Origin of the sequence: Streptomyces sp. CS113 (genome assembly GCF_002188365.1) — a bacterium.
GTDB lineage: Bacteria > Actinomycetota > Actinomycetes > Streptomycetales > Streptomycetaceae > Streptomyces > Streptomyces tendae.
Window position 1 is genome coordinate 6876914 of record NZ_KZ195574.1, and the last position, 24001, is coordinate 6900914.

The window sequence follows — 24001 nt, forward strand, 5'->3', positions numbered from 1 at the left end:
GTGTCGGGCGAACCGAGCGGGGTGAGGGTGATGGCGACCAAGGACACCGGCGGCGGGCAGCAGAAGGCCACGCGGTCCACCGAGGAGGTCGAGGAGCAGGCGCAGGACGCGCAGGCATCGGAGGACCTCAAGGAACGCCAGGAGAAGCTGAACGACGACGTGGACTCCGTCCTGGACGAGATCGACGACGTACTCGAGGAGAATGCCGAGGATTTCGTGCGCTCCTTCGTGCAAAAGGGTGGCCAGTAAAGGCGTCGTGGCCACTTTTCCTTCGAAATGAAGGTAACGGGGGAGTTCGGGGTGGTTGGGCAATCGGGCGGGAAACGGTGCACGGGATGCAAGCGGATTGCGCCCGTGTCCGAGTTCGCCCGCGACAAGAATCGTGGTGACGGGCTTCAAGTGCGGTGTCGGGAGTGCGTGGCGGAGTACAGCGCCGCGCACTACCGGCGCCGCCGCGAGGCCATGGGGCTTACTGTCCGCGAAAAAGTCGACGTCCCAGCGGGGCACAAGCTCTGTCGGACCTGCGGCGAAGTCAAGCCGCACAGCGAGTGGCACCGCAACGCGACCGCGTCTGACGGCCTGGCGACCCGCTGCAAGGCATGCCGAGCCATCCAGGGGCGGGAAGGTCACCTGAAGCGTCACTACGGCCTCACCGAGGCCGAGCGCGATCAATTGATCGCCGGCCAAGGCGGCGTCTGCTGCATATGTCTTGCCGCCCCCGCCGCACATGTGGATCACTGCCACGAGACGGGTAGGGTCCGTGGCGTACTGTGCTTCAGCTGCAACGCTGCGCTGGGGCAGTTCAAGGACCGGCCCGATGCCATAAGGCGGGCTGCCGCTTACGTGGAAGGAATCGCGTGGAAGCCAACACTCGTAGCACCGGGCGTCTACCAGCTGCCTTCCTGACGCCTGGATCCTCCTCCTTCATGGACTTCCTCGGTGAGCACCAGCCGGAGATGCTCCCGGGCAACCGGCAGCTGCCGCCGGTGCAGGGCGTCATCGAGGCACCGCACGGCACCACGATCGTGGCGGTCACGTTCCCCGGGGGCGTCGTCCTCGCCGGTGACCGGCGGGCCACCATGGGCAACATGATCGCCCAGCGGGACATCGAGAAGGTCTTCCCGGCCGACGAGTACTCGGCGGTGGGCATCGCCGGTACGGCCGGCCTGGCCGTGGAGATGGTGAAGCTGTTCCAGCTGGAGCTGGAGCACTTCGAGAAGGTCGAGGGCGCGCAGCTGTCCCTGGAGGGCAAGGCCAATCGCCTGTCGACGATGATCCGGTCCAACCTGGGCATGGCGATGCAGGGGCTGGCCGTGGTGCCGTTGTTCGCCGGGTACGACGTGGACCGGGGCAGGGGCCGTATCTTCTCGTACGACGTGACGGGCGGTCGGTCCGAGGAGCGGAACTACGCGACCACGGGTTCGGGCTCGGTCTTCGCGCGCGGTGCGATGAAGAAGCTGTTCCGTGACGACCTGACCGAGGAGCAGGCCACGACGCTCGTGGTGCAGGCGCTGTACGACGCGGCTGACGACGACTCGGCGACCGGTGGTCCCGATGTCGCCCGCCGGATCTATCCGATCATCACTGTGATCACCGAGGACGGTTTCCGTCGGCTCGGTGAGGACGAGGCCGCGGAGCTGGCCGGCTCGGTGTTGCAGGCCCGGCTTCAGCAGCCCGACGGGCCGCGGGCCGCGCTGCTCTAGCGGGCGCGGGTCTTCGTTGTCAGGTGGTCCAGTGATTTCGACAGGAAGGGACGGATAACCGGTGTCGACGCCGTTCTATGTATCTCCTCAGCAGGCGATGGCGGACCGGGCGGAGTACGCCCGCAAGGGCATCGCGCGTGGTCGCAGCCTGGTGGTGCTGCAATACGCCGACGGCATCGTGTTCGTCGGTGAGAATCCGTCCCGTGCGCTGCACAAGTTCAGCGAGATCTACGACCGGATCGGCTTCGCGGCCGCCGGCAAGTACAACGAGTACGAGAATCTGCGGATCGGCGGGGTGCGCTACGCCGACCTGCGGGGTTACACCTACGACCGTGACGATGTGACGGCGCGCGGTCTGGCGAACGTGTACGCGCAGACGCTGGGCACGATCTTCTCCAGCCAGGCCGAGAAGCCGTACGAGGTGGAGCTGGTCGTCGCGGAGGTCGGGGACAGCCCGGAGAACGACCAGATCTACCGGTTGCCGCACGACGGTTCGATCGTGGACGAGCACGGTTCGGTGGCGGTCGGGGGCAACGCGGAGCAGATCAGCGGGTATCTGGACCAGCGGCACCGGGACGGCATGACGCTGGCCGAGGCGCTGAAGCTGGCGGTGCAGGCGCTGTCGCGCGACACCAATGGCAGTGAGCGGGAGATTCCGGCGGAGCGGCTGGAGGTCGCGGTGCTGGACCGGACGCGTCCGCAGCAGCGCAAGTTCAAGCGCATCGTGGGCGGACAGCTGTCGCGGCTGCTGGAGTCGGGCGGGGCAGCGGGTACGGCGTCGGCGGACAGCGAGTCCGAGTCCGAGTCCGGTGCCGAGGCAGAGACCGACTCCGGGTCGGACGAGGAGTAGGCGCCACCTGGGCCCGCCTCACCGCGGCGGGGCCGTGGATCCCCGTACCACCAGGCTGACCGGCAGGTCCCCCTTCTCGGGGGGCCTGCCTTCCAGTACGGCGAGCAGTGCGCGCATGCCCCGTTCGCCGAAGGCCTCCGCGTCGAGGCGGACGGTGGTGAGTTCGGGGTCGATGGCGGTGGCGAGGCCGAGGTCGTCGAGGCCGGTGACGGACAGGTCGTCGGGGACGCGGAGTCCGGCGCGTCGGACGGCCTTGTAGGCGCCGGCCGCCAGTTTGTCGTCGTCGCAGACCAGCGCCGTGGGCCGGGGTCCGGGCGTGGCGAGGGCGGCTTCGGTGGCCCGCAGGGCGCCCTCGATCGAGATGGGTGCCCGGATCGTGCGCAGTGCGGTGCCGGGGGCGGCGTCGAGCCGCGAGGCCAGTTCGCGGGCGCGTACTTCGAAGGTCCAGGAGGGGATGTCGGCCGCGAGGTGGAGGAAGCTGCGGTGGCCGAGGGCCAGCAGGTGCTCGGTGACCTGGCGGATGCCGTCGGCGATGTCGAGGTTGACCGTGGCGGCGCCCAGGCTGCCTTCCGGGTCGCTGTCGAGCATGACGAGGGGGAGTTGGTCGCCGCGGATGGCGGTGAGGGCGTCGGCGGCCATGGAGGAGGCGATGATGCCGTCGAGAGCGGCCTGGGCGGAGGCGAAGGGGTCCCGGGCGGGGCCGACGCCTTCGGGTGAGGGGTAGAGGACGACGCCGAAGCCGTGTGCGGCGGCGACGCGTGCCGCGCCCGTGTAGACCTCGGCGAAGAACTCCGTGGTGAGGGCGGGGACGACCAGCAGGACGGTGCGGGTGCGACCGAGACGCAGGTTGCGTGCGGCGAGGTTGGGGCGGTAGCCGAGTTCCAGCGCGGCGTCGCGGACCCGCTGGGCGGTCGGTTCGGAGACGCGGCCGCGCCATTTGTCGCCGAGGACCAGGGAGACGGCTGCCTGGGAGACGCCGGCGGCCTGGGCGACGTCCCGGCTCGTGGGGCGGGTGCTGCCTCGTGCCACCGTTCGCCTGCGCTTTCGTCTGGACTGCGGAACTGGCGTCATGGTACGTATGACGACGGAAGTTATACGTAAAACTTGCTGGAGCGCGGACAAAGGAGGTGGGTCGTGGTCGCCGGGTATCTGGACATCCTCCGGGCGCGGCATGCCGTGCGGCTGCTCGTCGGCACGCTGGTCGGGCGGTTGCCGAACGCGACCGCGGCGATCGCGATCGTGCTGTTCGTGCGGGCCGAGGGCGGTTCGTACAGCCTCGCGGGGGCGCTGGCGGCCGTGTACGGCGTCGCGAACGCCGTGGGGCAGCCGGTGCTGGGGCGGCTGGTGGACCTGCACGGGCAGCCGCGGGTGCAGTTGCCGGCCGCGGTGCTGTCGGCGCTGGCGATGGCCGTGTTCGCGTTCGCGGGCACCGGGACGGCCGCGCTCGCGTACCTGTCCGTGGGGGCCGCGGGGCTGTTCACGCCGCCGCTGGAGGGCGGTCTGCGGGCGCTGTGGCCCAGTGTGCTGGGCAAGGAGGACCAGGTGCACACGGCGTACGCGATGGACGCCGTGGCGCAGGAGGTCATGTTCACCGTCGGGCCGCTGCTGGTGACGGTGTGCGTGTCGCTGTGGTCGCCGCTGGCGGCGCTGCTCGTGCTGAACGGTGTGGGTGTGCTGGGCGCGCTGTCGGTGGTCGTGTCGCCGCCTTCGCGGGCGTGGCGGTCGGCGCCGCGGGAGGCGCACTGGCTGGGTGCGCTGCGTTCGGGCGGGCTGCTGGCGCTGCTGGGTGCCTTCCTGTTCATCGGGATGGCGCTCGGGTCGATCACGGTGGCCTCGGTGCCGTACGCGGACGACCACGGCGGTGACGCGGTGTACGGGTGGCTGATGGCCGCGCTGGGGCTGGGTGCGCTGGTCGGGGGAGCGGTCTACGGTGCGCGGCGGTGGGCCGGTGCGCCGGCGCGCAGGCTGCGGCTGCTGGTGGCCCTGCTGGCGGTCTGCTATCTGCCGTTGATGCTGATGCCGGGCGCGGTGGCCATGGTGCTGCTCACGGTCCTCGCGGGTGTGTTCCTCGCGCCGTGCATCGCCTGTGCGTTCGTGCTCGTCGACGTGCACGCGCCGCGCGGCACGGTGACGGAGGCGTTCTCGTGGCTCGTGACGACGTTCACCGTGGGTGCCTCGGTGGGGACGGGCCTGGCGGGGCCCGTCGTGGAGCACGGTGGGGCGCTGTGGGGCTTCGCGGTGCCGGGGGCGGCGGGTTTCGTCTCGCTGCTCGTACTGGCGTGCACGGGGCGGGTCCTCGCAGCTCCCGCGCGGGAGGCGGTGGTTGCGGCTTCATCGGAAAATGATCCAAACCGTGCCGTCGAACCCCGTTTCAGTTCGGGTCATCAGGCGTAATGTTCAGTCATGGACCGCCGCATTTTCGGGCTGGAGAACGAGTACGGCGTCACGTGCACGTTCAGGGGACAGCGCCGCCTGTCGCCTGACGAGGTGGCGCGGTACCTCTTCCGCCGTGTCGTGTCATGGGGCCGCAGCAGCAATGTCTTTCTGCGCAACGGCGCCCGCCTTTATCTCGACGTGGGATCGCATCCGGAGTACGCGACACCCGAATGTGACAACGTGACCGAGCTCGTCACCCACGACAAGGCGGGCGAGCGCATTCTCGAAGGACTCCTGGTGGACGCCGAACGACGCCTGCACGAGGAGGGAATCGCGGGCGACGTCTACCTCTTCAAGAACAACACCGACTCCGCCGGCAACTCCTACGGCTGCCACGAGAATTACCTCGTGGCCCGGCACGGGGAGTTCTCGCGGCTCGCGGACATCCTCATTCCGTTCCTGGTGACGAGGCAGCTGCTGTGCGGTGCGGGCAAGGTGCTGCAAACGCCGCGCGGTGCCGTGTACTGCGTCAGTCAGCGGGCCGAGCACATCTGGGAGGGGGTCTCCTCGGCGACGACCCGGTCCCGGCCCATCATCAACACACGCGACGAGCCGCACGCCGACGCGGAGCGCTACCGGCGGCTGCACGTCATCGTGGGCGACTCGAACATGTCCGAGACGACCATGCTGCTCAAGGTCGGTGCCACCGATCTGGTGCTGCGCATGATCGAGGCGGGCACGGTGATGCGGGACCTGACCCTGGAGAACCCGATCCGGGCGATCCGCGAGGTCAGCCACGACATCACCGGGCGCCGCAAGGTGCGCCTGGCCAGCGGCCGGGAGGCGTCGGCGCTGGAGGTGCAGCGCGAGTACTACGAGAAGGCCGTGGACTTCTGCGAGCGCCGGGGCATCCGCACGGGCACCGTGGAGCGGGTGCTGGAGCTGTGGGGCCGCACGCTGGACGCCATCGAGGCCGAGGACCTCGACCGCATCGGCACCGAGATCGACTGGGTCATGAAGTACAAGCTGCTGGAGCGGTACCGGGCCAAGCACAACATGACCATGTCGCACCCGCGGGTCGCGCAGATAGACCTCGCCTACCACGACATCCACCGGCGTCGTGGTCTGTACTACCTGCTCGAGAAGAAGGGCCAGGCGGCCCGGGTCGCCAACGACTTGAAGATCTTCGAGGGCAAGTCCGTTCCGCCGCAGACCACTCGGGCCCGGCTGCGCGGCGACTTCATCCGGCGGGCCCAGGAGCAGCGCCGGGACTTCACCGTCGACTGGGTCCACCTCAAGCTCAACGACCAGGCGCAGCGCACCGTGTTGTGCAAGGACCCGTTCCGTTCGGTGGACGACCGGGTGGAGAAGCTGATCGCCGGGATGTGATCCGGGTCTGATCCGGGCGGCATGAGTCCGGACGGGTGAGAGAAGCGTCTCCGCGCGAAAGCGCGGAACGCCACACGGGCACCGTACGTTAGCCGTGCGGTGCCCTTCTCACGCCGTAGAGTTGCGCGCACGCCAGCCAACAGGACCGACCCGATACCGATACCGATACGAGGCCCCCACCGTGCGCCGACGCTCACTCCTCATCGCCGTCCCCGCGGGACTGGCCACGCTCGCCGCCTGCGGTGACAGCGACGACTCCGGCTCATCGAGCAACGCGAGCGAGAGCCCGTCGCCCGACGCGTCGGCCACCTCGGCCGCGCCGCCGCCGAAGATCGTCGACGGTCCGCTGCCGGCGATCACGGCGGGGACGAAGTTCGACGAGAAGCCGACCGTCGCCAAGGGCAGCGGCGAGCCCTCCAAGGACCTCGCGGTCAAGACGGTCATCGCGGGCGGCGGCAAGGCCGTCGCGGAGAACGACTTCATCTCGGCGAACTACCTCGGCCAGGTCTGGCAGAGCGCGAAGGTCTTCGACAACTCCTACGACCGCAAGACGCCGCTGGTCATCCAGCTCGCCCAGGGCAGCATCATCGACGGCTGGCGGTACGCGCTCACCGGCAAGAAGACCGGCAGCCGCGTCCAGTTCTCGGTGCCGCCGACCTGGGGGTACGGGGAGCAGGGCAACGAGCAGGCGGGTATCAAGGGCGACGACACGCTGGTGTTCGTGGTCGACATCCAGGACACGTTCAACGCGAAGAGCAGCGCCCAGGGCAAGAAGGTCGCGCAGGACGACGCCGCCCTGCCGAAGGTCGGCACCAACACCGACGGCAAGGCACCGTCCATCGAGGTGCCGAAGACCGACGCGCCGAAGAAGCTCGCCGCCGAGTACGTCCTGGAGGGCGACGGCGCCGAGGTCGGCGCGCAGGACAGTGTGCTCGTGCAGTACAAGGGTGTGCTGTGGGACGGCGGCAAGGAGTTCGACTCCACGTACGCCAGGAAGCAGCTGACGTCGTTCTCGTTGCAGCAGGTCGTCAAGGGCTGGGCGCAGGGCCTGACGGGCAAGAAGGTCGGCAGCCGGGTCCTCATCGTCATCCCGCCGGACCTGGGGTACGGCGACAGCCCGCCGGAGGGCAGCGGCATCGAGAAGGACTCCACGCTGGTCTTCTCCGTGGACATCCTCGCGAAGATGTGAGCCCTCGGAGATGTAAGACTTGGGCCGTTGCCTTTTCGCAGACAAGCAGGAGCTGAACACGTGAGCATCGACAAGCCCGAGGTCGACTTCCCGGGCGGCGAGCCCCCGGCGGACCTCGAGATCAAGGACATCTGGGAGGGCGACGGCCCGGTTGCCGAGGCCGGTCAGACCGTGACCGTCCACTACGTGGGCGTGACCTTCAGCACGGGCGAGGAGTTCGACGCCAGCTGGAACCGCGGTACGCCGTTCCGCTTCCCGCTCGGTGGCGGCCGCGTCATCAAGGGCTGGGACCAGGGCGTGCAGGGCATGAAGGTCGGCGGCCGCCGCCAGCTGACCATCCCCGCGCACCTCGCGTACGGCAACCAGAGCCCGACCCCGGCGATCCCGCCCGGCTCGACGCTGATCTTCGTGGTCGATCTGCTCGGAGTCTGATCGAAGTCCGAACGGCCGGCGATCGGAGCCGGTCACCTGGGGTCCATGCCTGTCCGGGCGTGGGCCCTCGGCTTTTGCCACGCCACCGCGGAGCGGTACGGTCATCCGTCGTAAGCACCATAGGGAGAAGGGCGTCGATGGCCATTGCCAAGGCCGAGCGGCTGATGAACCTGGCGCTGTGTCTGCTCGGGACACGGCGGCCGCTCAGCAAGCGTGAGCTGCGCGAGTCGGTCGAGGCCTACCTCGAGGCGGGCTCCGACGACTCCTTCAACCGCATGTTCGAGCGGGACAAGGACGACCTGCGCGAACTCGGACTGGTCATCGAGACCGTGGAGAGCCTCGAAGGCGAGATCGGCTACCTGGCCCGCCGGGACAGCAACCGGCTGCCGCCCATCACCCTGGACGCCGAGGAGGCCGCCGCCCTCGGGCTGGCCGCGAAGGTGTGGCAGCAGGCCCGTCTCGCCGGCGCCGCGAGCGGCGCGCTGCAAAAGCTGCGGGCCGCCGGGCTGCCCGAGGACGTCGACCCGTACGAGCCGCACAGCGCGCTGGAGCCCCGCATCCCGGTGCACGAGGCGGCCTTCGAGCCGCTAATGCTGGCCTGCCGCGACCGCCGGCCGGTGGTCTTCGACTACCGCAAGGCGAATGCCGCCCAGCCCGAGCCGCGGCACGTGGAGCCGTGGGCGCTGGAGTGCTGGCGCGGCCACTGGTACCTGGCGGGTTTCGACCGCGACAGGGGTGCCGAGCGGGTGTTCCGGCTGTCGCGGATCACGGGGAAGGTGCGCGCGCGCGGCTCGCGCTTCACCGCACCGGTGCCGGACGTCGTCACGGTCCGGGAGACGGTCGCGAGCTGGGCGGGCGAGAGTGCCGACCGTTCGGCGCTGATCCGGCTGCGTACGGGCGCGGGTTACCCCCTTCGGGCGAAGGCCACCGGGGTGCGGGAACTCGGTGACGGCTGGGACGAGTTGGAGATTCCGTACGGGCACGGCCTGGACGCCTGGCTGGTGGAGTTCGGGCCGGACGTGGTGGTGCTGGAGCCCGCGGAGTTGCGTGCGGACGTGGTGGACCGGCTGCGTGCCGTCGCCAAGGGCTGAGGGGGAGCGGACAACACTGTGGCAGGCAAACCGGTCAGGCCCGTGAACGCCATCGACCAGACCCGGCGGATGCTGTCCCTGGTGACGTATCTGCGCGAGCGCCCCGGCGCCCGGATCGAGGACGTGGCCCGCGCCTTCGGCATCACCGAGGACGAGCTGGTCTCGGACCTCGACGTGCTGCCCATGTGCGGCACCAGTTTCCGCGGCGGCGATCTGCTGGACATCGACACCGACGGCGAGCGCATCTGGTGGCACAACCCGGCCGCGCTCGGCGCGGACGCGGCCGAGCCGCTGCGGCTGGCCGCCGACGAGGCGACCGCGCTGCTGGTCGCCGCCCGGGCCGTGGCGACCCTGCCGGGGCTGCGCGAGAGCGACCGGCAGGCGCTGCTGCGGGCGACCGCGAAGGTGGAGACCTCGGCCGGTGAGGCCGCCGGTGCCAGCTCGCGCCTGTCCGTCACCTTCGAGTCCGAGGGCGGTGTCTTCGCCGACGTCGACCGGGCCATCTCGGAGCGCCGCCGGCTGTGGATCCGCTACTACTCGCCGGCCCGCGACGAGGTCACCGAGCGGGAGATCGATCCCATCCGGCTGGTCAGCGTCGGGCACACGTACGTGGAGGCCTGGTGCCGCCGCTCCGAGGCGCGGCGCACCTTCCGGCTCGACCGGGTGGCCGAGATCCGGATCCTGGACGAGCCCTCCGCACCGCCGGAGGTGGAGCTGCGGGACCTGTCGGAGGGGCTGGTGCAGCCCGCCGCGGAGGACCCCGAGGTCGTCGTCGAGGTCGGTCCGGGCGGACGCTGGGTCGCCGAGTACTACCCGCACGACAGCGCGGACGAACTTCCCGACGGCGGCCTGCGTATCACCCTGCGCACCCCGGACCCCGCCTCCCTGCGGCGGCTGGCGCTGCGGCTCGGGCGGGACGGCCGGATCGTCTCGCCGTCCGCGCTCGCCGACAGCGCCCGGCGGGCCGCCGGCGAGGCGCTGGCCGCGTACGACGGGATGGAGGCGGCGGGGGCGCGGGGCGGCGCCGAGACGGTCGCCGGGGCCGGGGCGGTCGACGGGCAGCACGACAGGCAGGAGCGAGCACTGTGAGCGACCCCCTGGGACCGACCGGACCGACCGGACCGACCGGACCGACGGGGCCGACCGGGCCGTCCGGGCCGACCCGACCGGCCGGGTCGTCCGGGCCGGGCATGACGGCGGCGACCGCGTTCGCCGGCATGAGACGTGTGTCACCCGTCGTGTTCAAGGCGGGCTGCCCGGACTGCCGGGGGCGTTTCGAACTCGCCGCGAGCGCCCTGCGCCTGGCCATCGGCGCCACGAGCCGTACCACCTTCTACTCGTTCACCTGCCCCGAGTGCGGGTCGGCCGTGCGCAAGCCGGCGGGGGAGCGGGTCGTGGAGCTGCTCACCGGCGGCGGGGTCAGGACCCTGCGGCTGCACTCGACGGTCTAGTCTCGACCCCATGTTCTGGCCGATGTTCGCGGTTGCCGTGGGTTTCCTGGGTCTTGCCGTCCTCGCGGTGTTCGCCGTGAAGGTGTTCGTGGAGGCGCAGCGCCTCGGCAGCCAGGTGACGGACTCCGCCCGCCGGATCAGCCGGGCCGCGGAGGACCTGGAGCGCGCGACGGAGAGCGCCGCCCGTGCCGTCGACGCCCTGTGACCCCGGGCACCCCGCCGAGGTGCCCCGCCGCTGCTCCGACGGGCCGGTCCGGGCTATGTTTTGGGACACTTCGCCCTGTCACCTCACGGGCCCCGGACGGTACGCTGCTGGTCGCGGCTGGAAAACGAGGCCCGGTCGCGGACGGGAGTACGCACGGGGATTGCCTCACGTTTACCCCTGAGCGTTACGATCGCTGCACAAGACGATCGATCGGACACATGTCCGGCCGGTCGGACAGCATCCCCACCCAGCCGCCTCGGTGAGAAGGTAAAGCTTATGTTCGGAAGGCTCGGCGCCCCCGAGATCATTCTCATCCTCGTCGTCATCATCCTGCTGTTCGGCGCGAAGAAGCTTCCGGACATGGCGCGGTCGCTCGGCAAGTCGGCGCGCATCCTCAAGAGCGAGGCCAAGGCCATGAAGAGCGAGGCCAAGTCCGACGACGCCGCCCCCGCCGACCCGCCCACCCCCGAGCAGTCCGCGGCGCAGCGCACCATCCAGGCCGCCCCCGGCGACGTGACCAGCTCCCGGCCGGTCACCGAGCCGACGGACACGACCAAGCGCTGACGCAGGGCCGGTGACCTCCGGCCCGCCGCACGAGATGGGAACGTGGGTTGCTGAAGTCTGCCCGCAACAAGGAGAAGGATCCCGAGGGGCGGATGCCGCTCGCGGAGCACCTTCGTGAGCTCCGCAACCGGCTCGCGAAGGCGCTGCTGGCCATCGTCGTCATCACTGTGGCCGCCGCCTTCTTCTATCAGGAGATCATCAACCTCCTCACCGAGCCGATCCTCGAGTCGATCGGCTGTGAGAAGACGTTCGCGGAGCTGGCCCAGTCGAAGGCCGGCTCGGAGCCGTGCGCGCAGATCACCATCAACGGTCTGCTCGGCCCCTTCACCCTGGCGCTGAAGGTGTCCCTGACCGCCGGTGTCGTGCTGGCCTCGCCGGTCTGGCTCTACCAGCTGTGGGCGTTCGTCGCCCCGGGCCTGCACCGAAGCGAGAAGAAGTACGCCTACGCGTTCGTCGCCACCGGCGCCCCGCTGTTCCTCATCGGCGCCTACTTCGCCTACGCGGTGCTGCCGACCTCCGCGGAGGTGCTGATCGAGTTCACGCCGAACGACGTCGACAACCTGCTGCCGCTGGACGAGCTGCTCGATCTCGTCACGCGCATGGTGCTCGTCTTCGGCCTCTCCTTCGAGCTGCCCCTGCTGCTGGTGATGCTCAACTTCACCGGCATACTGACCGGCCGGCGGATGCTCGGCTGGTGGCGCGCGATGATCATGGGGATCACCCTGTTCGCGGCCATCGCCACGCCCAGCACGGACCCCCTGACCATGATCATGCTGGCCGGGCCGATCTGGGTCCTGTACTTCGCCGCCGTCACCGTCTCCCTGCTGAACGACCGCCGCAGGGCCCGCCGCGAGGCGCTGGAGCCCGACGACGACGAAGCGTCCGACCTGGACCTCACTCCCGAGGACATCGGCGAGGTCGAGGCCGTGACCACAGCCCGTGCCCTGCCCGAGCAGGCCACGAAGGACCGGGTCAACGGCTACGACGACGTGACCTGAGGGCGGCCGGGGCGGTGACCGCAGGCGTCGCCGCCCCCACCGAACCCCCACACGGCCGATCCCGATAATGATCGTCCGGTTGTCGGTGCGGGCCGGTACGCTCGAAAGCACGATGACAGAGGATCTCTCACCGGCCGAGCGGTACGCGGCAGCCCGTCAGCGCGCTGTCGAGCAGGCCACCGCGCTCGCCTCCTTCCGCGAGATGTACGACTTCGGCCTCGACCCCTTCCAGATCGAGGCCTGTCAGGCGCTCGAGGCGGGCAAGGGCGTGCTGGTGGCCGCGCCCACCGGCTCCGGCAAGACGATCGTCGGCGAGTTCGCCGTCCACCTCGCCCTGCAACAGGGCCGGAAGTGCTTCTACACGACACCCATCAAGGCCCTGTCGAACCAGAAGTACGCCGACCTGTGCCGCCGCTACGGCGCCGACAAGGTGGGCCTGCTCACCGGCGACAACAGCGTGAACTCGGAGGCACCGGTGGTCGTGATGACCACCGAGGTCCTGCGGAACATGCTGTACGCGGGCTCGCAGACCCTCCTCGGCCTCGGGTACGTGGTGATGGACGAGGTGCACTACCTCTCCGACCGGTTCCGCGGCGCCGTCTGGGAGGAAGTGATCATCCACCTCCCCGAGTCCGTGACCCTGGTGTCACTCTCGGCGACCGTGTCGAACGCGGAGGAGTTCGGCGACTGGCTCGACACCGTGCGCGGCGACACCCAGGTGATCGTCTCCGAGCACCGGCCCGTGCCGCTGTTCCAGCACGTGCTGGCCGGGCGCCGGATGTACGACCTGTTCGAGGAGGGGGAGGGCCACAAGAAGGCCGTCAATCCCGACCTCACGCGCATGGCCCGCCTGGAGGCGAGCCGGCCCTCCTACCAGGACCGCAGGCGCGGCCGCGCCATGAAGGAGGCCGACCGGGAGCGGGAGCGCAGACAGCGCTCGCGGGTGTGGACGCCGAGCCGGCCCGAGGTCATCGAGCGGCTGGACTCCGAGGGGCTGCTGCCCGCGATCACCTTCATCTTCAGCCGGGCCGGCTGCGAGGCCGCCGTCCAGCAGTGCCTGTACGCGGGCCTCCGGCTCAACGACGAGGGCGCGCGGGAACAGGTGCGGGCCCTCGTCGAGGAGCGCACCTCCGCCATCCCCCGCGAGGACCTGCACGTCCTGGGCTACTACGAGTGGCTGGAGGGACTGGAGCGCGGCATCGCCGCCCACCACGCGGGCATGCTGCCCACCTTCAAGGAGGTCGTCGAGGAGCTGTTCGTCCGCGGTCTGGTGAAGGCCGTCTTCGCCACCGAGACCCTCGCCCTCGGCATCAACATGCCCGCCCGCTCGGTCGTGCTGGAGAAGCTCGTCAAGTGGAACGGCGAGCAGCACGCCGACATCACCCCCGGCGAGTTCACCCAGCTCACCGGCCGGGCCGGACGGCGCGGCATCGACGTCGAGGGCCACGCCGTGGTGCTGTGGCAGCGCGCCATGAACCCCGAGCACCTCGCGGGACTCGCCGGCACCCGCACGTACCCGCTGCGTTCCAGCTTCAAGCCCTCGTACAACATGGCGGTCAACCTGGTCGAGCAGTTCGGCCGGCACCGCTCGCGGGAGCTGCTCGAGACGTCCTTCGCGCAGTTCCAGGCGGACAAGTCGGTCGTCGGCATCTCCCGCCAGGTACAGCGCAACGAGGAGGGCCTGGAGGGCTACAAGGCCTCCATGACCTGCCACCTCGGCGACTTCGACGAGTATGCCCGGCTGCGCCGCGAGCTGAAGGACCGCGAGCAGGAGCTGGCCCGGCAGGGCGCCAACGAGCGGCGCGCCGAGTCCGCCGTGGCGCTGGAGAAGCTGAAGCCGGGCGACGTCATCCACGTCCCGACCGGCAAGTACGCGGGCCTCGCCCTGGTCCTCGACCCCGGGCTGCCCGCCGGGCGGTCCAACGGGCACCGCGGCTTCGACCACCACGACGGGCCCCGTCCGCTGGTGCTGACGGCCGAGCGGCAGGTCAAGCGGCTGGCGTCGATCGACTTCCCGGTGCCCGTCGAGGCCCTGGACCGGATGCGGATCCCGAAGTCCTTCAATCCGCGCTCGCCGCAGTCCCGCCGCGACCTGGCCTCCGCGCTGCGCACCAAGGCCGGGCACATCCCGCCGGAGCGGGCCCGCAAGAAGCGGTCCCAGGCCGCCGACGACCGGGAGATCGCCCGGCTGCGCAAGGCGATCCGCGCCCACCCCTGCCACGGCTGCGACGACCGCGAGGACCACGCCCGCTGGGCCGAGCGCTACCACCGGCTGCTGCGCGACACCTCGCAGCTGGAGCGCCGGATCGAGGGCCGGACCAACACCATCGCGCGCACCTTCGACCGGATCGTCGCGCTGCTGACCGAGCTGGACTACCTGCGCGGCGACGAGGTCACCGAGCACGGCAAGCGCCTGGCCCGGCTCTACGGCGAGCTGGACCTGCTCGCCAGCGAGTGCCTGCGCGAGGGCGTCTGGGAGGGACTGTCCCCGGCCGAGCTGGCCGCCTGCGTCTCGGCGCTGGTCTTCGAGTCGCGGGCCGCCGACGACGCGATGGCGCCGAAGGTGCCCTCCGGCAAGGCCAAGGCCGCGCTCGGCGAGACGGTCCGCATCTGGGGCCGCCTGGACGCCCTGGAGGAGGACTTCCGGATCAGCCAGACCGAGGGCGTCGGCCAGCGCGAGCCGGACCTCGGCTTCGCCTGGGCGGCGTACATGTGGGCGTCCGGCAAGGGCCTCGACGAGGTGCTGCGCGAGGTGGAGATGCCGGCCGGCGACTTCGTGCGCTGGTGCAAGCAGGTCATCGACGTCCTCGGCCAGATCTCGGCCGCCGCGCCCGGCGCCGGCTCCACCGTCCCGAAGAACGCGCGCAAGGCGGTCGACGAGCTGCTGCGCGGAGTGGTCGCCTACTCGTCGGTGGGCTGACCCCACCCCTCAGCGGGGCCCGGCGGGATTCCCGCCGGGCCTTCGCCGCGTCCGCAGGCTCCCGGCGCCCTCTTCCCTCATCACGGTGAGTGATATTCGTACGCCCATGGAGCATTACTCCACGTGTTCGAATGACTCCCCATCGTGCAAATGGGCACGACCATACTCCAGTCCCCGGGCCCGTTTCAGGTGCTTGCCGAATATGACACGGCGATGATCCCCCCGGACTAAGCTCGCCCGCAGCGCACCGAGTTGAGGTGTATTCGCGCGCTTGTTCCCAATGTGCCGAAGATCCCGACAACTCCCAGACATACCCCGCCGCTAGGGGGTGTCGTTTACATCAGGCCGGCTCCAGGCAACGGTGCCTTGCTGCCGACCCGGCAAGAACCAAACGACACCCCTAGATCCCCCGTCCCAGCCGATTCGTTTTCAGAGGGCCTACATGGTGAGTGTTGATTCCCCTCCAGGTCGCCGCGAACTCCCGTACGCGCGCACACTGTTGCTGCCCGCCATACTGATGGCCGCGGCCACCGGGGCCGCCGTCGCCCTCGTGACGGAACCGGCCCGGCTCGCCGTCGGCCTGTGCGGTGCCGTCGCCACCGTCCTGGTGATCGCCGCGGCCGCCGAAGCGGTGCGGCGCGGCCGCGCCCTGCGGGCCCTGCGCGCCGAGCACGCCCGTCACACCGCGTATCTGGAACACCGGGCCGCCGGCCACCACGAGGAAATGGTCCGCCTCGGCGCCGAAGTCCTCCCCAACGTCCTGCACTTCATGCGCAGGGGCGTCACGCCCCGCGAAATCATGGGCCGCCTCGGCGAGGTGAACCCCGCCTACGCCGAACTCGGCGAGCCCCAGCGCAAGCTGATCCGGATGGTCTGCGAGATCGTCGACCACGAGGACGCCATGCGCGAGTCCGCCGAGCGCTCCTTCGTCGACATCGCCCGCCGGGTCCAGGCGATCGTCCACCAGCAGCAGAAGGAACTCCGCGAGATGGAGGAGGACCACGGGCGCAACCCCGAGGTCTTCGACGACCTGCTGCGCATCGACCACGGCACCTCCCTGATCGGCCGCCTCGCCGACTCCATCTCCGTGATCGGCGGCGGCCGGCCCGGACGCCAGTGGCCCGAACCGGTCGCCCTCTACAGCGTGCTGCGCGGCGCCATGTCCCGGATCCTGGAGTACCGCCGGATCAACCTGGCCTCCATCGCCAAGGTCAACATCAAGGGCACCGCCGTCGAACCGGTCATCCACGCCGCCGCGGAACTCCTCGACAACGCCACCCGCTACTCGCCGCCCGCGGCCAAGGTGCACGTCACCGCGACCGAGGTGCAGAGCGGCGTGTGCATCGAGATCGAGGACGCCGGCGTCAGCCTCAGCGAGGAGTCCCGCGGCCGTATCGAGGGCCTCCTCGAGCAGGCCAAGCGCGGCACCGACGTGCAGGACCTCGCCCACCACCCGCGCCTGGGCCTGTCCGTGGTCGGCCGGCTGTGCACCCAGTTCGGCATGGACGTCTCACTGCGGGCCTCCGCGTACGGCGGCGTCCGCGCCATCCTCATCGTGCCCAGCAAGATGATGACCACCGAGCCCGGCGTCGGCCTCGCCCACGGCATCGGCGCCACCTCGATCCCCACCCCCGGCCCCGACGCCCTGCCCGGACCGGAGCGCAAGCCCAAGAAGCGCCGTCCCACCAGCCCCCGGATCCCCGCCACGGTCTCCCTGGAGGACGACGTTCCGGAGGTGACCGAGTGGACGGCGGGCGGGCTCCCGCAGCGCCGCAGCCGGGTCAAGATGCCGCTCAGCCAGCGCCTCGCCGAGCAGGCGGCGTGGGAGCGGGAGGACGCCGAACGCGAGGCCCGCCAGGCCGCCGAGCGCGCCCGCAACGGCATCCCGGCGCCCGCGGAGCCGGAGCCCGCGCAGGAGAAGGACCAGGGCGGCCTCCCGCCGGGCCACTTCATCGGCGCCTTCTGGGAGGGACTCAAGCAGCACCCGGGCAGCACCCAGGCCCACCAGCAGTCCAGCAGCAACGAGCCGGCCCACGCCCCGGCAGACGACGAGGGGAACCTCAAGTGATCGAGCAGCAAGGCAAGTTCGACTGGATGCTCCGGGACCTCTACGACGGCGTCCCGGGCATCGAGATGATCGTGGTGCTCTCCGCCGACGGCCTGCGCATCGCCCGCTACTCCGGGGACCCGGACGCCGCCGACCGGGTCGCCGCCGCCTGTGCGGGCCTGCAAAGCCTGGCGAGCGCCGTCAGCCAGGAGATCCCCACCAGCGACGGCGACATGAAGATGGTGCTCATCGAGATGAACGGCGGCTACTTCTACTTGATGGCCGCCGGTCCCAACGCCTACCTCGCCGTGCTCTCCGACGTACGGTGCGAACCCGGCCGGATGGGCCTGAGCATGGCCGACCTGGTCGCCCGGATCGGCCCCCATCTGACCAGTCCGGCACGGCGCAACGGGCAGACCGTATGACTCCTCCCCAGCGCCAGAGGCGATCCCCCGGGCCCGACCGGCCCGCCGCGCCCGCCCCTGACGGCGCGCCCGCCAAGGAGGGCGAGGTCCGCAATCCCGAGCGGCTCTTCGTCATCGGCGGTGAGGGAGGCGGCGAACGCGCCGACATCGACCTCGTCACCCTGATCGTGGCCCGTGCCGACCCCCCGGTGTCCGCCACACCGGAACAGGCCGCCCTGCTGCGGCTGTGTGCCGCGCCCCTGTCCGTGGCCGAGCTGTCGGCCTACCTGAGCCTGCCGTTCAGTGTGGTGACCGTGCTGCTCACCGACCTGCTGGCGTCGGAACTGGTGCAGGCCCGCGCCCCGATCGTCCGCCAGAAGGTCGCCGACCGAAACCTCCTCGAAGCGGTGATGCATGGACTTCAAAAGCTCTGACACGATCCCGGGCCCACGGACCGAGGACCGGCTGCCGCACACGGCGGAAGCCGCCGTGAAAATCGTCATCGTGGGCGGCTTCGGGGTCGGCAAGACCACCATGGTCGGTTCGGTCAGCGAGATCAGACCGCTGACCACCGAGGAGACGATGACCCAGGCCGGCATCGGCGTGGACGACAACTACGGTTCCCCCTCCAAGACGGCCACCACCGTCGCCATGGACTTCGGCCGGATCAGCATCACCGACGAACTGGTGCTCTACCTCTTCGGCACCCCCGGCCAGGAGCGCTTCTGGTTCCTGTGGAACGGCCTGTTCGAAGGCGCCCTCGGCGCGGTCGTCCTGGTCGACACCCGGCGCCTGGAGGTCAGCTTCGACGTCATGGGCCGCCTGGAGGAACGCGGCGTGCCCTTCGTCGTCGCCGTCAACACCTTCCCCGACGCGCCCCGTTACCCCGTCGCGGAACTGCGCACCGCACTCGACCTGCCCGAGGAGATCCCCATCCTCGACTGCGACGTGCGGCGCCGGGCCTCCAGCCGGGACGTCCTGATGACCCTGATGCGCTTCCTGCACTCCCTCGCCATGAAGGGCGCGCTCACCTGACCCGCGCGCCCCACCGACACCCCTTGACGTAGACCCACGTAGACCCACCCCCATTTGTTTGCGGAGCGAGACTGTGACGCCTGAAAGCCACTCCCCGACCGGAACGGGCGAACCCCTGCTCGAACCGCCCCCCGGCTGCCCCGCCCACGGCCTCGGGCCGGGCGGACTGCACCGGCTGCACGAGGCGGACGACCTGGAGGAGCTGTACGAGAAGCTGCGCGCGCAGCACGGACCGGTGGCGCCCGCGCTGCTCCACGACGACGTACCCATGTGGGTGGTCCTCGGCCACGCCGAGAACCTGCACATGGTGAGCACCCCCTCCCAGTTCTGCCGGGACAGCCGAATCTGGACCCCGCTCAACGAGGGCATGGTTCAACCCGACCACCCGCTGATGCCGCACATCGCCTGGCAGCCCATCTGCTCCCACGCCGAGGGCGACGAACACAAGCGGCTGCGCGGCGCGGTCACCAGCGCCATGTCCGACCTCGACTACCGGGAGCTGCGCCGGCACATCAAGCGCTACACCCAGCGCGTCGTCAACCGGTTCTGCGAGGAGGGCCGCGCCGACCTGGTCAGCCAGTTCGCCGAGCACCTCCCGATGGGCGTGATGTGCCATCTGCTCGGCATGCCCGAGGAGTACAACGACCGGCTGGTGGAGGCGGCCCGCGACACCCTCAAGGGCACCGAGACGGCGATCGCCAGCCACGCCTACGTCATGGAGGCACTGGGCCGGCTCACCGCCACCCGCCGGGCCGACCCGGCCGACGACATCGCCGGCCGCCTGGTCACCCACCCCGCCGGGCTCACCGACGACGAGGTCCGCGAACACCTGCGGGTGGTGCTGCTGGCCGCCTACGAGGCGACCGTCAACCTGATCGCCAACGTGATGCGCGTGGTGCTCACCGATCCGGGCTTCCGCGCCCAGCTCAGCGGCGGCCAGATGACGGTGCCCCAGGCGGTCGAGCAGTCCCTGTGGGACGAGCCGCCGTTCAGCACCGTCTTCGCCTACTTCGCCAAGCAGGAGACGGAACTCGGCGGTCAGCGCATCCGGGCCGGCGACGGCCTGCTGCTCGGCATCGCGCCGGGCAACGTCGACCCGCGCATCCGTCCCGACCTGGACGCGAGCATGATGGGCAACCGCGCCCACCTCGCCTTCGGCGGTGGCCCGCACGAGTGCCCCGGGCAGGACATCGGGCGGGCCATCGCCGACGCCGGCATCGACGCGCTGCTGATGCGGCTGCCCGACCTCCAGCTCGACTGCGACGAGGACGAGCTGCGCTGGCGGTCGTCGATCGCCTCGCGGCACCTGGTGGAACTGCCGGTCCGTTTCGAGCCCAGGGCGCAGCAGGACATCATGCAGCAGCCGAGTCACGCCCCGACCCCGGCACGGCACGCACCCTGGCACGTCGGCCTCCCGAAGGCGGAGCAGCGGACACAGCCGCCGCGGCCCGCCCGGCCGCCGGAGCCCGTGTCGGTGACGGCCGCCGAGCCCCAGCAGGCGCCGGAAGCGGAACAGGCGCCTCGCCGCGGTGCCTGGCAGCGTTTCCTGCGCTGGTGGCGCGGCGACTGACGGTCAGGCCCGGGCCGCCCGCGCCGCCCAGTCCTCGTACGCCGTCCAGGCCCCGAGGGACCGGCCGCTGCGGAAACGGTGCTCGCGCCCCGTGACCGGATCGGTGAACCCCAGCTCCCGGGCCAGCAGTTGCAGCGGGCGCCGGAAGTCGCCGGCCGGCACGGGGGCGGCCACCTCGGGGTAGAGGGGGTCGCCGAGGATCGGCACGCCGAGCGCGCTCATGTGCACGCGCAGCTGGTGCGTCTGGCCCGTGCCGGGCACCAGCCGGTACCGGCCGAGGCCGCGGTCCGGCCGGTGTGCGAGCAGCTCGACGCGGGTGACGGCGTTGGGCTCGCCGTCGATCTCGCGGGCGGCCAGCACCCCGCGTTCCTTCAGGATCCGGCTGCGGACCGTGCGGGGCAGGGCGAGCGCCGCGTCGTAGGGGGCGACGGCCTCGTACTCCTTGCGCACCCGCCGGTCGGCGAACAGGCCCTGGTAGGCGCCGCGTTCCTCGGGGCGCACGGTGAACAGGACCAGCCCCGCCGTGAGCCGGTCCAGCCGGTGCGCGGCGCCGAGCCGCGGGAGGTCAAGCTCCCGGCGCAGCCGTGCCAGCGCGGTCTGCGTGACGTGGCCGCCGCGCGGGGTGGTGGCCAGGAAATGCGGCTTGTCCACGACGACGATGTGGTCGTCGCGGTGCACGACCTCCAGCGGGAAGGGCACCGGCACCTCCGCGGGCAGCTCGCGGTGGAACCACACGAACATGCCCGGCTCGTACGGCGCGTCGCCCGCCACCGGGCGCCCGTCCGCCCCGACGAACAGCCCGGCGTCGAACATGCCGTCGACCACCCCGGCGCCCGCGCCCGACAGCCGCTGCGCGAGGTGCTCCCGCACCGTGGCCCACGGCCCGTCCGGGGGCAGCCGCACCCGCACGGCGTCGATGCCGTCGCGCTGCGGCAGGGGCGAGGGCGGGGGAGGGGTACGGCGTCTCATCACCTGCCAGCGTACGAGGCGGTGACCTGCGACGGTGGATCCGGTCGGCCGCGCCGCCCGGAAAACCGCCGGGCCGCCGACAACCGCAGGGCCGCCCCGGAAAACCGCTGGGCCGCCGCACGGCCCCCTTGGCAGGATGCCGCCATGCCCTACCTCACCCGCCCGGTCCTCGCCGCCGGTACCCTCTCCCGCGCCCCGCAGCCCACCCTCCCCACCGGCGACGGGCTGGTGCTGCGCCCCTGGCGCACCGAGGACGCCCCCGCCGTGCACACGGCCTTCCAGGACCCGGTGATGCACCAGTGGCACGTCCGTGCCGCCGACTCCGAGGAGGAGGTACGGGGCTGGATCAGCGAGTGGCAGCGCGCCTGGGAGCAGGAGCGCGGCGTCCAGTGGGCGGTCGCGGACGCGGCGGACGACCGGCTGCTCGGCCGGGTCGCGCTGCGCGCATGGGTGCTCGGTGACGGGGAGGCCGAGGTCGCCTACTGGACCACGGCGGATGCCCGCGGCCGGGGCGTCGCCGCGCGGGCCACGCGGACCCTCGCCCACTGGGCGCTGGACGAGATCGGCTTCCAGCGCCTGGAACTCCTGCACGCCGTGGCCAACGAGGCCTCGTGCCGGGTCGCCCAGAAGACCGGCTTCGCCCTGGAGGGCACCAAGCGCCGCGCCGTGCTCCACCCCGACGGGTGGCACGACATGCACCTGCACGCACGCGTACGCGGCGACTGACGACCACGCCGGCCCCGGACCTGCCCGGCACCCGTCGTCGACGCGCCCGGCACCCGGGGCGGCGGGCGTGTCACGCCGCCGTCGTGCCCTCCTGCTCGGCCTCGATGCGGGCGTTCCACTCGCGCTTCGAGGCCTGCCAGCCGTCCTCGTTGTGGCCGAGCCGCCAGTAGCCGGAGATCGACAGGTCCTCGCGGGGGATCTCGCGCTCCAGACGCAGGTACCGGCGCAGCTCCTTCACGCAGGCCGCCTCGCCGTGGACGAACGCGTGGACCCGGCCCTCGGGGAACTCCAGCGCGCGCACGGCCTCGACCAGGGCCTGCCCGACCGGACGGCCGGCGCGGTGCAGCCAGACGACCTCCACGTCGGAGTCGATCTTCTGCTCCTCCTCGGCCCCGTCGACCTCGACGAAGGCGAACGCGCGGGCACCGTCGGGCAGCGCCTCCAGGGAGCGGGCGATCGCGGGCAGCGCGCTCTCGTCACCGGCGAGCAGGTGCCAGTCGGCGGCCGGGTCGGGGGCGTAGGCGCCGCCGGGGCCCATGAAGTGGATCGTCTCGCCCGGCCGCACCCGCTTCGCCCAGGGCCCGGCGAGCCCCTCGTCGCCGTGGACGACGAAGTCCAGCGTCATCTCACGGTGCTCGGCGTCCCAGTGGCGGACGGTGTACGTCCGGGTCACCGGCCACTGCTCGCGGGGGAAGTCCTCGCGGATCCGCTCCATGTCGAAGGGCTCCGGGTAGGTGGCGCCCCCGGACGGGAAGAGCAGCTTCACATAGTGGTCGGTGCAGGTGTCCGCCGCGAACGCGGAGAGTCCCTCGCCGCCGAGCACCACGCGCTGCATGTGCGGGGTCAGCCGCTCGGTGCGGACGACCTGCGCGGTGTGCGGCTTGCGCGGCTTGCGTGCCGGACGGTCTGCCATGTCGGCCTCCCTGCTCCCTGCGTGCGGTCCCCTGAGTTAGGTATACCTAAGCTAGCATCCCCGTCCGGTGCGCGGCGCGGGGAAACGGGTGCCGCGCGCCGCCGATCAGGTGGTGAGCGTGGTCAGCAGCCGCTGGAGCGACCCGCCGAGCCCCCATCGCGCCGCCAGCGCGTCCAGTGCCCCGGCGTCGCGCGGACCGTGCGGCAGCGCGGTGCCGGTGTCCGGCAGCGGCACGTCGTCGGCGACCCTGACGACCTTCGGGGCGACCGCGAGATACGGCGCGGCCTCGGTCAGCCGCTTGCGCTGCGAGGGTGTCAGCTTCGCCTTCGGGTCGTCGACGGCGGCCCGGATCCCGGCCAGGTCCCCGAACTCGGCGAGCAGCTTGGCCGCCGTCTTCTCGCCGATGCCGGGCACTCCGGGCAGCCCGTCGCTCGGGTCGCCCCGGAGCAGCGCGAGATCGGCGTAGCCGGCGCCGTCGACGCCGTACTTCTCGCGCAGTGCGGCCTCGTCGACGAGGTTGAGCGTGCCGACCCCCTTGACCGGGTAGAGCACGCGCACGCCGCGGCCGTCGTCGACGAGCTGGTAGAGGTCGCGGTCACCGGTGACGATGTCCACCGGGCCGGTGGCCCGCGCGGTGTAGGTGCCGATGACGTCGTCCGCCTCGTATCCCGCCACGCCGACGCGGGCGATGCCGAGCGCGTCGAGAACCGCCTCGATGACGGGGACCTGCGGAGACAGGGTGTCGGGCACCTCCTCCTCGTCGGGGCCCGCCGGGCGTTCCTCCGCCACCCGGTGCGCCTTGTAGGAGGGGATGAGCTCCACCCGCCAGTGCGGTCGCCAGTCGGCGTCCATGCAGGCCACCAGGTGGTCGGGCCGGTGGTCCTTCACCAGGCGGTCGATGAAGTCCAGCAGTCCGCGCACGGCGTTCACCGGCGTGCCGTCGGGCGCCCGCACCGAGTCCGGCACGCCGAAGTAGGCGCGGAAGTAGAGGGAGGCGGTGTCGAGAAGCATCAGTCGTCCGGTCACGCCTCGCAATCATGCCGCAGGCCGGGTGCGCGGGCGGGGGAGGGCGTGTGAACTGGCTCACTTGAATGTTTGGCGCATAAGCATCGGGGCAGGCGCGCAGCCGGGCCGGAGCTGGTTGATGCATTCAACTGTTAGGGGAGCTT

General features: G+C 71.2%; 25 protein-coding genes. 21 read left to right on the forward strand and 4 right to left on the reverse strand.

Annotation, left to right across the window (positions count from 1 at the left end; translation table 11 throughout):
* Positions 1-30: 30 nt before the first annotated feature.
* From B9W62_RS30920 to prcA, 4 genes are all read left to right on the forward strand, one after another.
* Positions 31-249, forward strand: a complete 219-nt coding sequence (locus B9W62_RS30920) for a ubiquitin-like protein Pup (protein WP_053128307.1) — start codon at positions 31-33, stop codon at positions 247-249.
* A 27-nt stretch (positions 250-276) separates the two neighbouring features.
* The gene (locus B9W62_RS30925) at positions 277-906 is read left to right on the forward strand and encodes an endonuclease VII domain-containing protein (protein WP_087810233.1); all 630 of its coding nucleotides are present in this window, start codon (positions 277-279) and stop codon (positions 904-906) included.
* On the forward strand, positions 858-1703 hold the full coding sequence (gene prcB / locus B9W62_RS30930) for a proteasome subunit beta (RefSeq protein ID WP_087810234.1): 846 nt from the start codon (positions 858-860) through the stop codon (positions 1701-1703). The genes B9W62_RS30925 and prcB overlap by 49 nt, the downstream gene beginning before the upstream one ends.
* Positions 1704-1764: 61 nt before the next feature.
* On the forward strand, positions 1765-2553 hold the full coding sequence (gene prcA, locus B9W62_RS30935) for a proteasome subunit alpha (RefSeq protein ID WP_087810235.1): 789 nt from the start codon (positions 1765-1767) through the stop codon (positions 2551-2553).
* 18 nt (positions 2554-2571) lie between these two features.
* Here prcA and B9W62_RS30940 read toward each other — a convergent pair whose 3' ends face one another.
* A complete protein-coding gene (locus tag B9W62_RS30940) occupies positions 2572-3582 on the reverse strand; it encodes a LacI family DNA-binding transcriptional regulator (RefSeq protein WP_179235760.1) in 1011 nt (336 codons plus the stop codon).
* A gap of 105 nt (positions 3583-3687) precedes the next feature.
* On the opposite strand from B9W62_RS30940, the gene B9W62_RS30945 reads away from it, so the two are divergent.
* From B9W62_RS30945 to B9W62_RS31020, 16 genes are all read left to right on the forward strand, one after another.
* Entirely contained in the window at positions 3688-4947 is a 1260-nt protein-coding gene (locus tag B9W62_RS30945) for an MFS transporter (RefSeq protein ID WP_179235761.1), read from the forward strand.
* 9 nt (positions 4948-4956) lie between these two features.
* Positions 4957-6318, forward strand: a complete 1362-nt coding sequence (gene pafA, locus B9W62_RS30950) for a Pup--protein ligase (protein WP_003977186.1) — start codon at positions 4957-4959, stop codon at positions 6316-6318.
* Positions 6319-6499: 181 nt separating this feature from the next.
* A complete protein-coding gene (locus B9W62_RS30955) occupies positions 6500-7507 on the forward strand; it encodes an FKBP-type peptidyl-prolyl cis-trans isomerase (RefSeq protein WP_087810237.1) in 1008 nt (335 codons plus the stop codon).
* Positions 7508-7567: 60 nt separating this feature from the next.
* Entirely contained in the window at positions 7568-7939 is a 372-nt protein-coding gene (locus tag B9W62_RS30960; protein ID WP_087810238.1) for an FKBP-type peptidyl-prolyl cis-trans isomerase, read from the forward strand.
* A 137-nt stretch (positions 7940-8076) separates the two neighbouring features.
* Entirely contained in the window at positions 8077-9030 is a 954-nt protein-coding gene (locus B9W62_RS30965) for a helix-turn-helix transcriptional regulator (RefSeq protein ID WP_087810239.1), read from the forward strand.
* Between the two features lie 18 nt (positions 9031-9048).
* Positions 9049-10119 (forward strand): helix-turn-helix transcriptional regulator, encoded by a 1071-nt coding sequence (locus tag B9W62_RS30970; RefSeq protein ID WP_087810240.1) that lies wholly within the window; start codon positions 9049-9051, stop codon positions 10117-10119.
* A 128-nt stretch (positions 10120-10247) separates the two neighbouring features.
* Positions 10248-10481 (forward strand): hypothetical protein, encoded by a 234-nt coding sequence (locus B9W62_RS30975; protein WP_373433715.1) that lies wholly within the window; start codon positions 10248-10250, stop codon positions 10479-10481.
* 10 nt (positions 10482-10491) lie between these two features.
* Complete coding sequence (locus B9W62_RS30980) at positions 10492-10686, forward strand: hypothetical protein (RefSeq protein WP_087810241.1); 195 nt, start codon at positions 10492-10494, stop codon at positions 10684-10686.
* A 276-nt stretch (positions 10687-10962) separates the two neighbouring features.
* Positions 10963-11250, forward strand: coding sequence for a Sec-independent protein translocase subunit TatA (gene tatA / locus B9W62_RS30985; RefSeq protein WP_087810242.1), 288 nt, complete (start codon positions 10963-10965; stop codon positions 11248-11250).
* Between the two features lie 47 nt (positions 11251-11297).
* A complete protein-coding gene (gene tatC, locus B9W62_RS30990) occupies positions 11298-12248 on the forward strand; it encodes a twin-arginine translocase subunit TatC (protein WP_087810243.1) in 951 nt (316 codons plus the stop codon).
* A gap of 67 nt (positions 12249-12315) precedes the next feature.
* Positions 12316-15168, forward strand: a complete 2853-nt coding sequence (locus tag B9W62_RS30995; RefSeq protein ID WP_087810244.1) for a DEAD/DEAH box helicase — start codon at positions 12316-12318, stop codon at positions 15166-15168.
* A 442-nt stretch (positions 15169-15610) separates the two neighbouring features.
* Positions 15611-17236 (forward strand): sensor histidine kinase, encoded by a 1626-nt coding sequence (locus tag B9W62_RS31000; protein ID WP_087810245.1) that lies wholly within the window; start codon positions 15611-15613, stop codon positions 17234-17236.
* A gap of 26 nt (positions 17237-17262) precedes the next feature.
* Complete coding sequence (locus B9W62_RS31005; protein WP_167308645.1) at positions 17263-17640, forward strand: roadblock/LC7 domain-containing protein; 378 nt, start codon at positions 17263-17265, stop codon at positions 17638-17640.
* The gene (locus tag B9W62_RS31010; protein WP_087810246.1) at positions 17637-18053 is read left to right on the forward strand and encodes a DUF742 domain-containing protein; all 417 of its coding nucleotides are present in this window, start codon (positions 17637-17639) and stop codon (positions 18051-18053) included. Before B9W62_RS31005 ends, B9W62_RS31010 begins: the two co-directional genes overlap by 4 nt.
* On the forward strand, positions 18034-18654 hold the full coding sequence (locus B9W62_RS31015) for a GTP-binding protein (RefSeq protein ID WP_087810247.1): 621 nt from the start codon (positions 18034-18036) through the stop codon (positions 18652-18654). The genes B9W62_RS31010 and B9W62_RS31015 overlap by 20 nt, the downstream gene beginning before the upstream one ends.
* A 73-nt stretch (positions 18655-18727) precedes the next feature.
* Positions 18728-20224: a cytochrome P450 gene (locus B9W62_RS31020; RefSeq protein WP_087810248.1), complete on the forward strand. Its 1497-nt coding sequence runs from the start codon at positions 18728-18730 to the stop codon at positions 20222-20224.
* Positions 20225-20227: 3 nt separating this feature from the next.
* Here the strand turns inward: B9W62_RS31020 and B9W62_RS31025 are convergent, their stop codons facing one another.
* Entirely contained in the window at positions 20228-21193 is a 966-nt protein-coding gene (locus B9W62_RS31025) for an RluA family pseudouridine synthase (protein WP_087810249.1), read from the reverse strand.
* Between the two features lie 144 nt (positions 21194-21337).
* Between B9W62_RS31025 and B9W62_RS31030 the strand changes: the two genes are divergently transcribed.
* A complete protein-coding gene (locus B9W62_RS31030) occupies positions 21338-21919 on the forward strand; it encodes a GNAT family N-acetyltransferase (RefSeq protein ID WP_087810250.1) in 582 nt (193 codons plus the stop codon).
* A 70-nt stretch (positions 21920-21989) separates the two neighbouring features.
* Here B9W62_RS31030 and B9W62_RS31035 read toward each other — a convergent pair whose 3' ends face one another.
* Positions 21990-22832 (reverse strand): siderophore-interacting protein, encoded by an 843-nt coding sequence (locus B9W62_RS31035; protein ID WP_087810251.1) that lies wholly within the window; start codon positions 22830-22832, stop codon positions 21990-21992.
* A 105-nt stretch (positions 22833-22937) separates the two neighbouring features.
* Entirely contained in the window at positions 22938-23843 is a 906-nt protein-coding gene (locus B9W62_RS31040) for a 5'-3' exonuclease (RefSeq protein WP_087810252.1), read from the reverse strand.
* Between the last annotated feature and the right edge of the window lie 158 nt (positions 23844-24001).

Coding starts and splice junctions, on each gene's coding strand:
- B9W62_RS30920 (WP_053128307.1), top strand. CDS start 31: ATGGCGACCAAGGACACCGGCGGCGGGCAGCAGAAGGCCACGCGGTCC.
- B9W62_RS30925 (WP_087810233.1), top strand. CDS start 277: ATGAAGGTAACGGGGGAGTTCGGGGTGGTTGGGCAATCGGGCGGGAAA.
- pafA (WP_003977186.1), top strand. CDS start 4,957: ATGGACCGCCGCATTTTCGGGCTGGAGAACGAGTACGGCGTCACGTGC.
- B9W62_RS30965 (WP_087810239.1), top strand. CDS start 8,077: ATGGCCATTGCCAAGGCCGAGCGGCTGATGAACCTGGCGCTGTGTCTG.
- B9W62_RS30975 (WP_373433715.1), top strand. CDS start 10,248: ATGAGACGTGTGTCACCCGTCGTGTTCAAGGCGGGCTGCCCGGACTGC.
- B9W62_RS30980 (WP_087810241.1), top strand. CDS start 10,492: ATGTTCTGGCCGATGTTCGCGGTTGCCGTGGGTTTCCTGGGTCTTGCC.
- tatA (WP_087810242.1), top strand. CDS start 10,963: ATGTTCGGAAGGCTCGGCGCCCCCGAGATCATTCTCATCCTCGTCGTC.
- B9W62_RS30995 (WP_087810244.1), top strand. CDS start 12,316: ATGATCGTCCGGTTGTCGGTGCGGGCCGGTACGCTCGAAAGCACGATG.
- B9W62_RS31000 (WP_087810245.1), top strand. CDS start 15,611: ATGGTGAGTGTTGATTCCCCTCCAGGTCGCCGCGAACTCCCGTACGCG.
- B9W62_RS31005 (WP_167308645.1), top strand. CDS start 17,263: ATGCTCCGGGACCTCTACGACGGCGTCCCGGGCATCGAGATGATCGTG.
- B9W62_RS31010 (WP_087810246.1), top strand. CDS start 17,637: ATGACTCCTCCCCAGCGCCAGAGGCGATCCCCCGGGCCCGACCGGCCC.
- B9W62_RS31015 (WP_087810247.1), top strand. CDS start 18,034: ATGGACTTCAAAAGCTCTGACACGATCCCGGGCCCACGGACCGAGGAC.
- B9W62_RS31025 (WP_087810249.1), bottom strand. CDS start 21,193: ATGAGACGCCGTACCCCTCCCCCGCCCTCGCCCCTGCCGCAGCGCGAC.
- B9W62_RS31030 (WP_087810250.1), top strand. CDS start 21,338: ATGCCCTACCTCACCCGCCCGGTCCTCGCCGCCGGTACCCTCTCCCGC.
- B9W62_RS31035 (WP_087810251.1), bottom strand. CDS start 22,832: ATGGCAGACCGTCCGGCACGCAAGCCGCGCAAGCCGCACACCGCGCAG.
- B9W62_RS31040 (WP_087810252.1), bottom strand. CDS start 23,843: ATGCTTCTCGACACCGCCTCCCTCTACTTCCGCGCCTACTTCGGCGTG.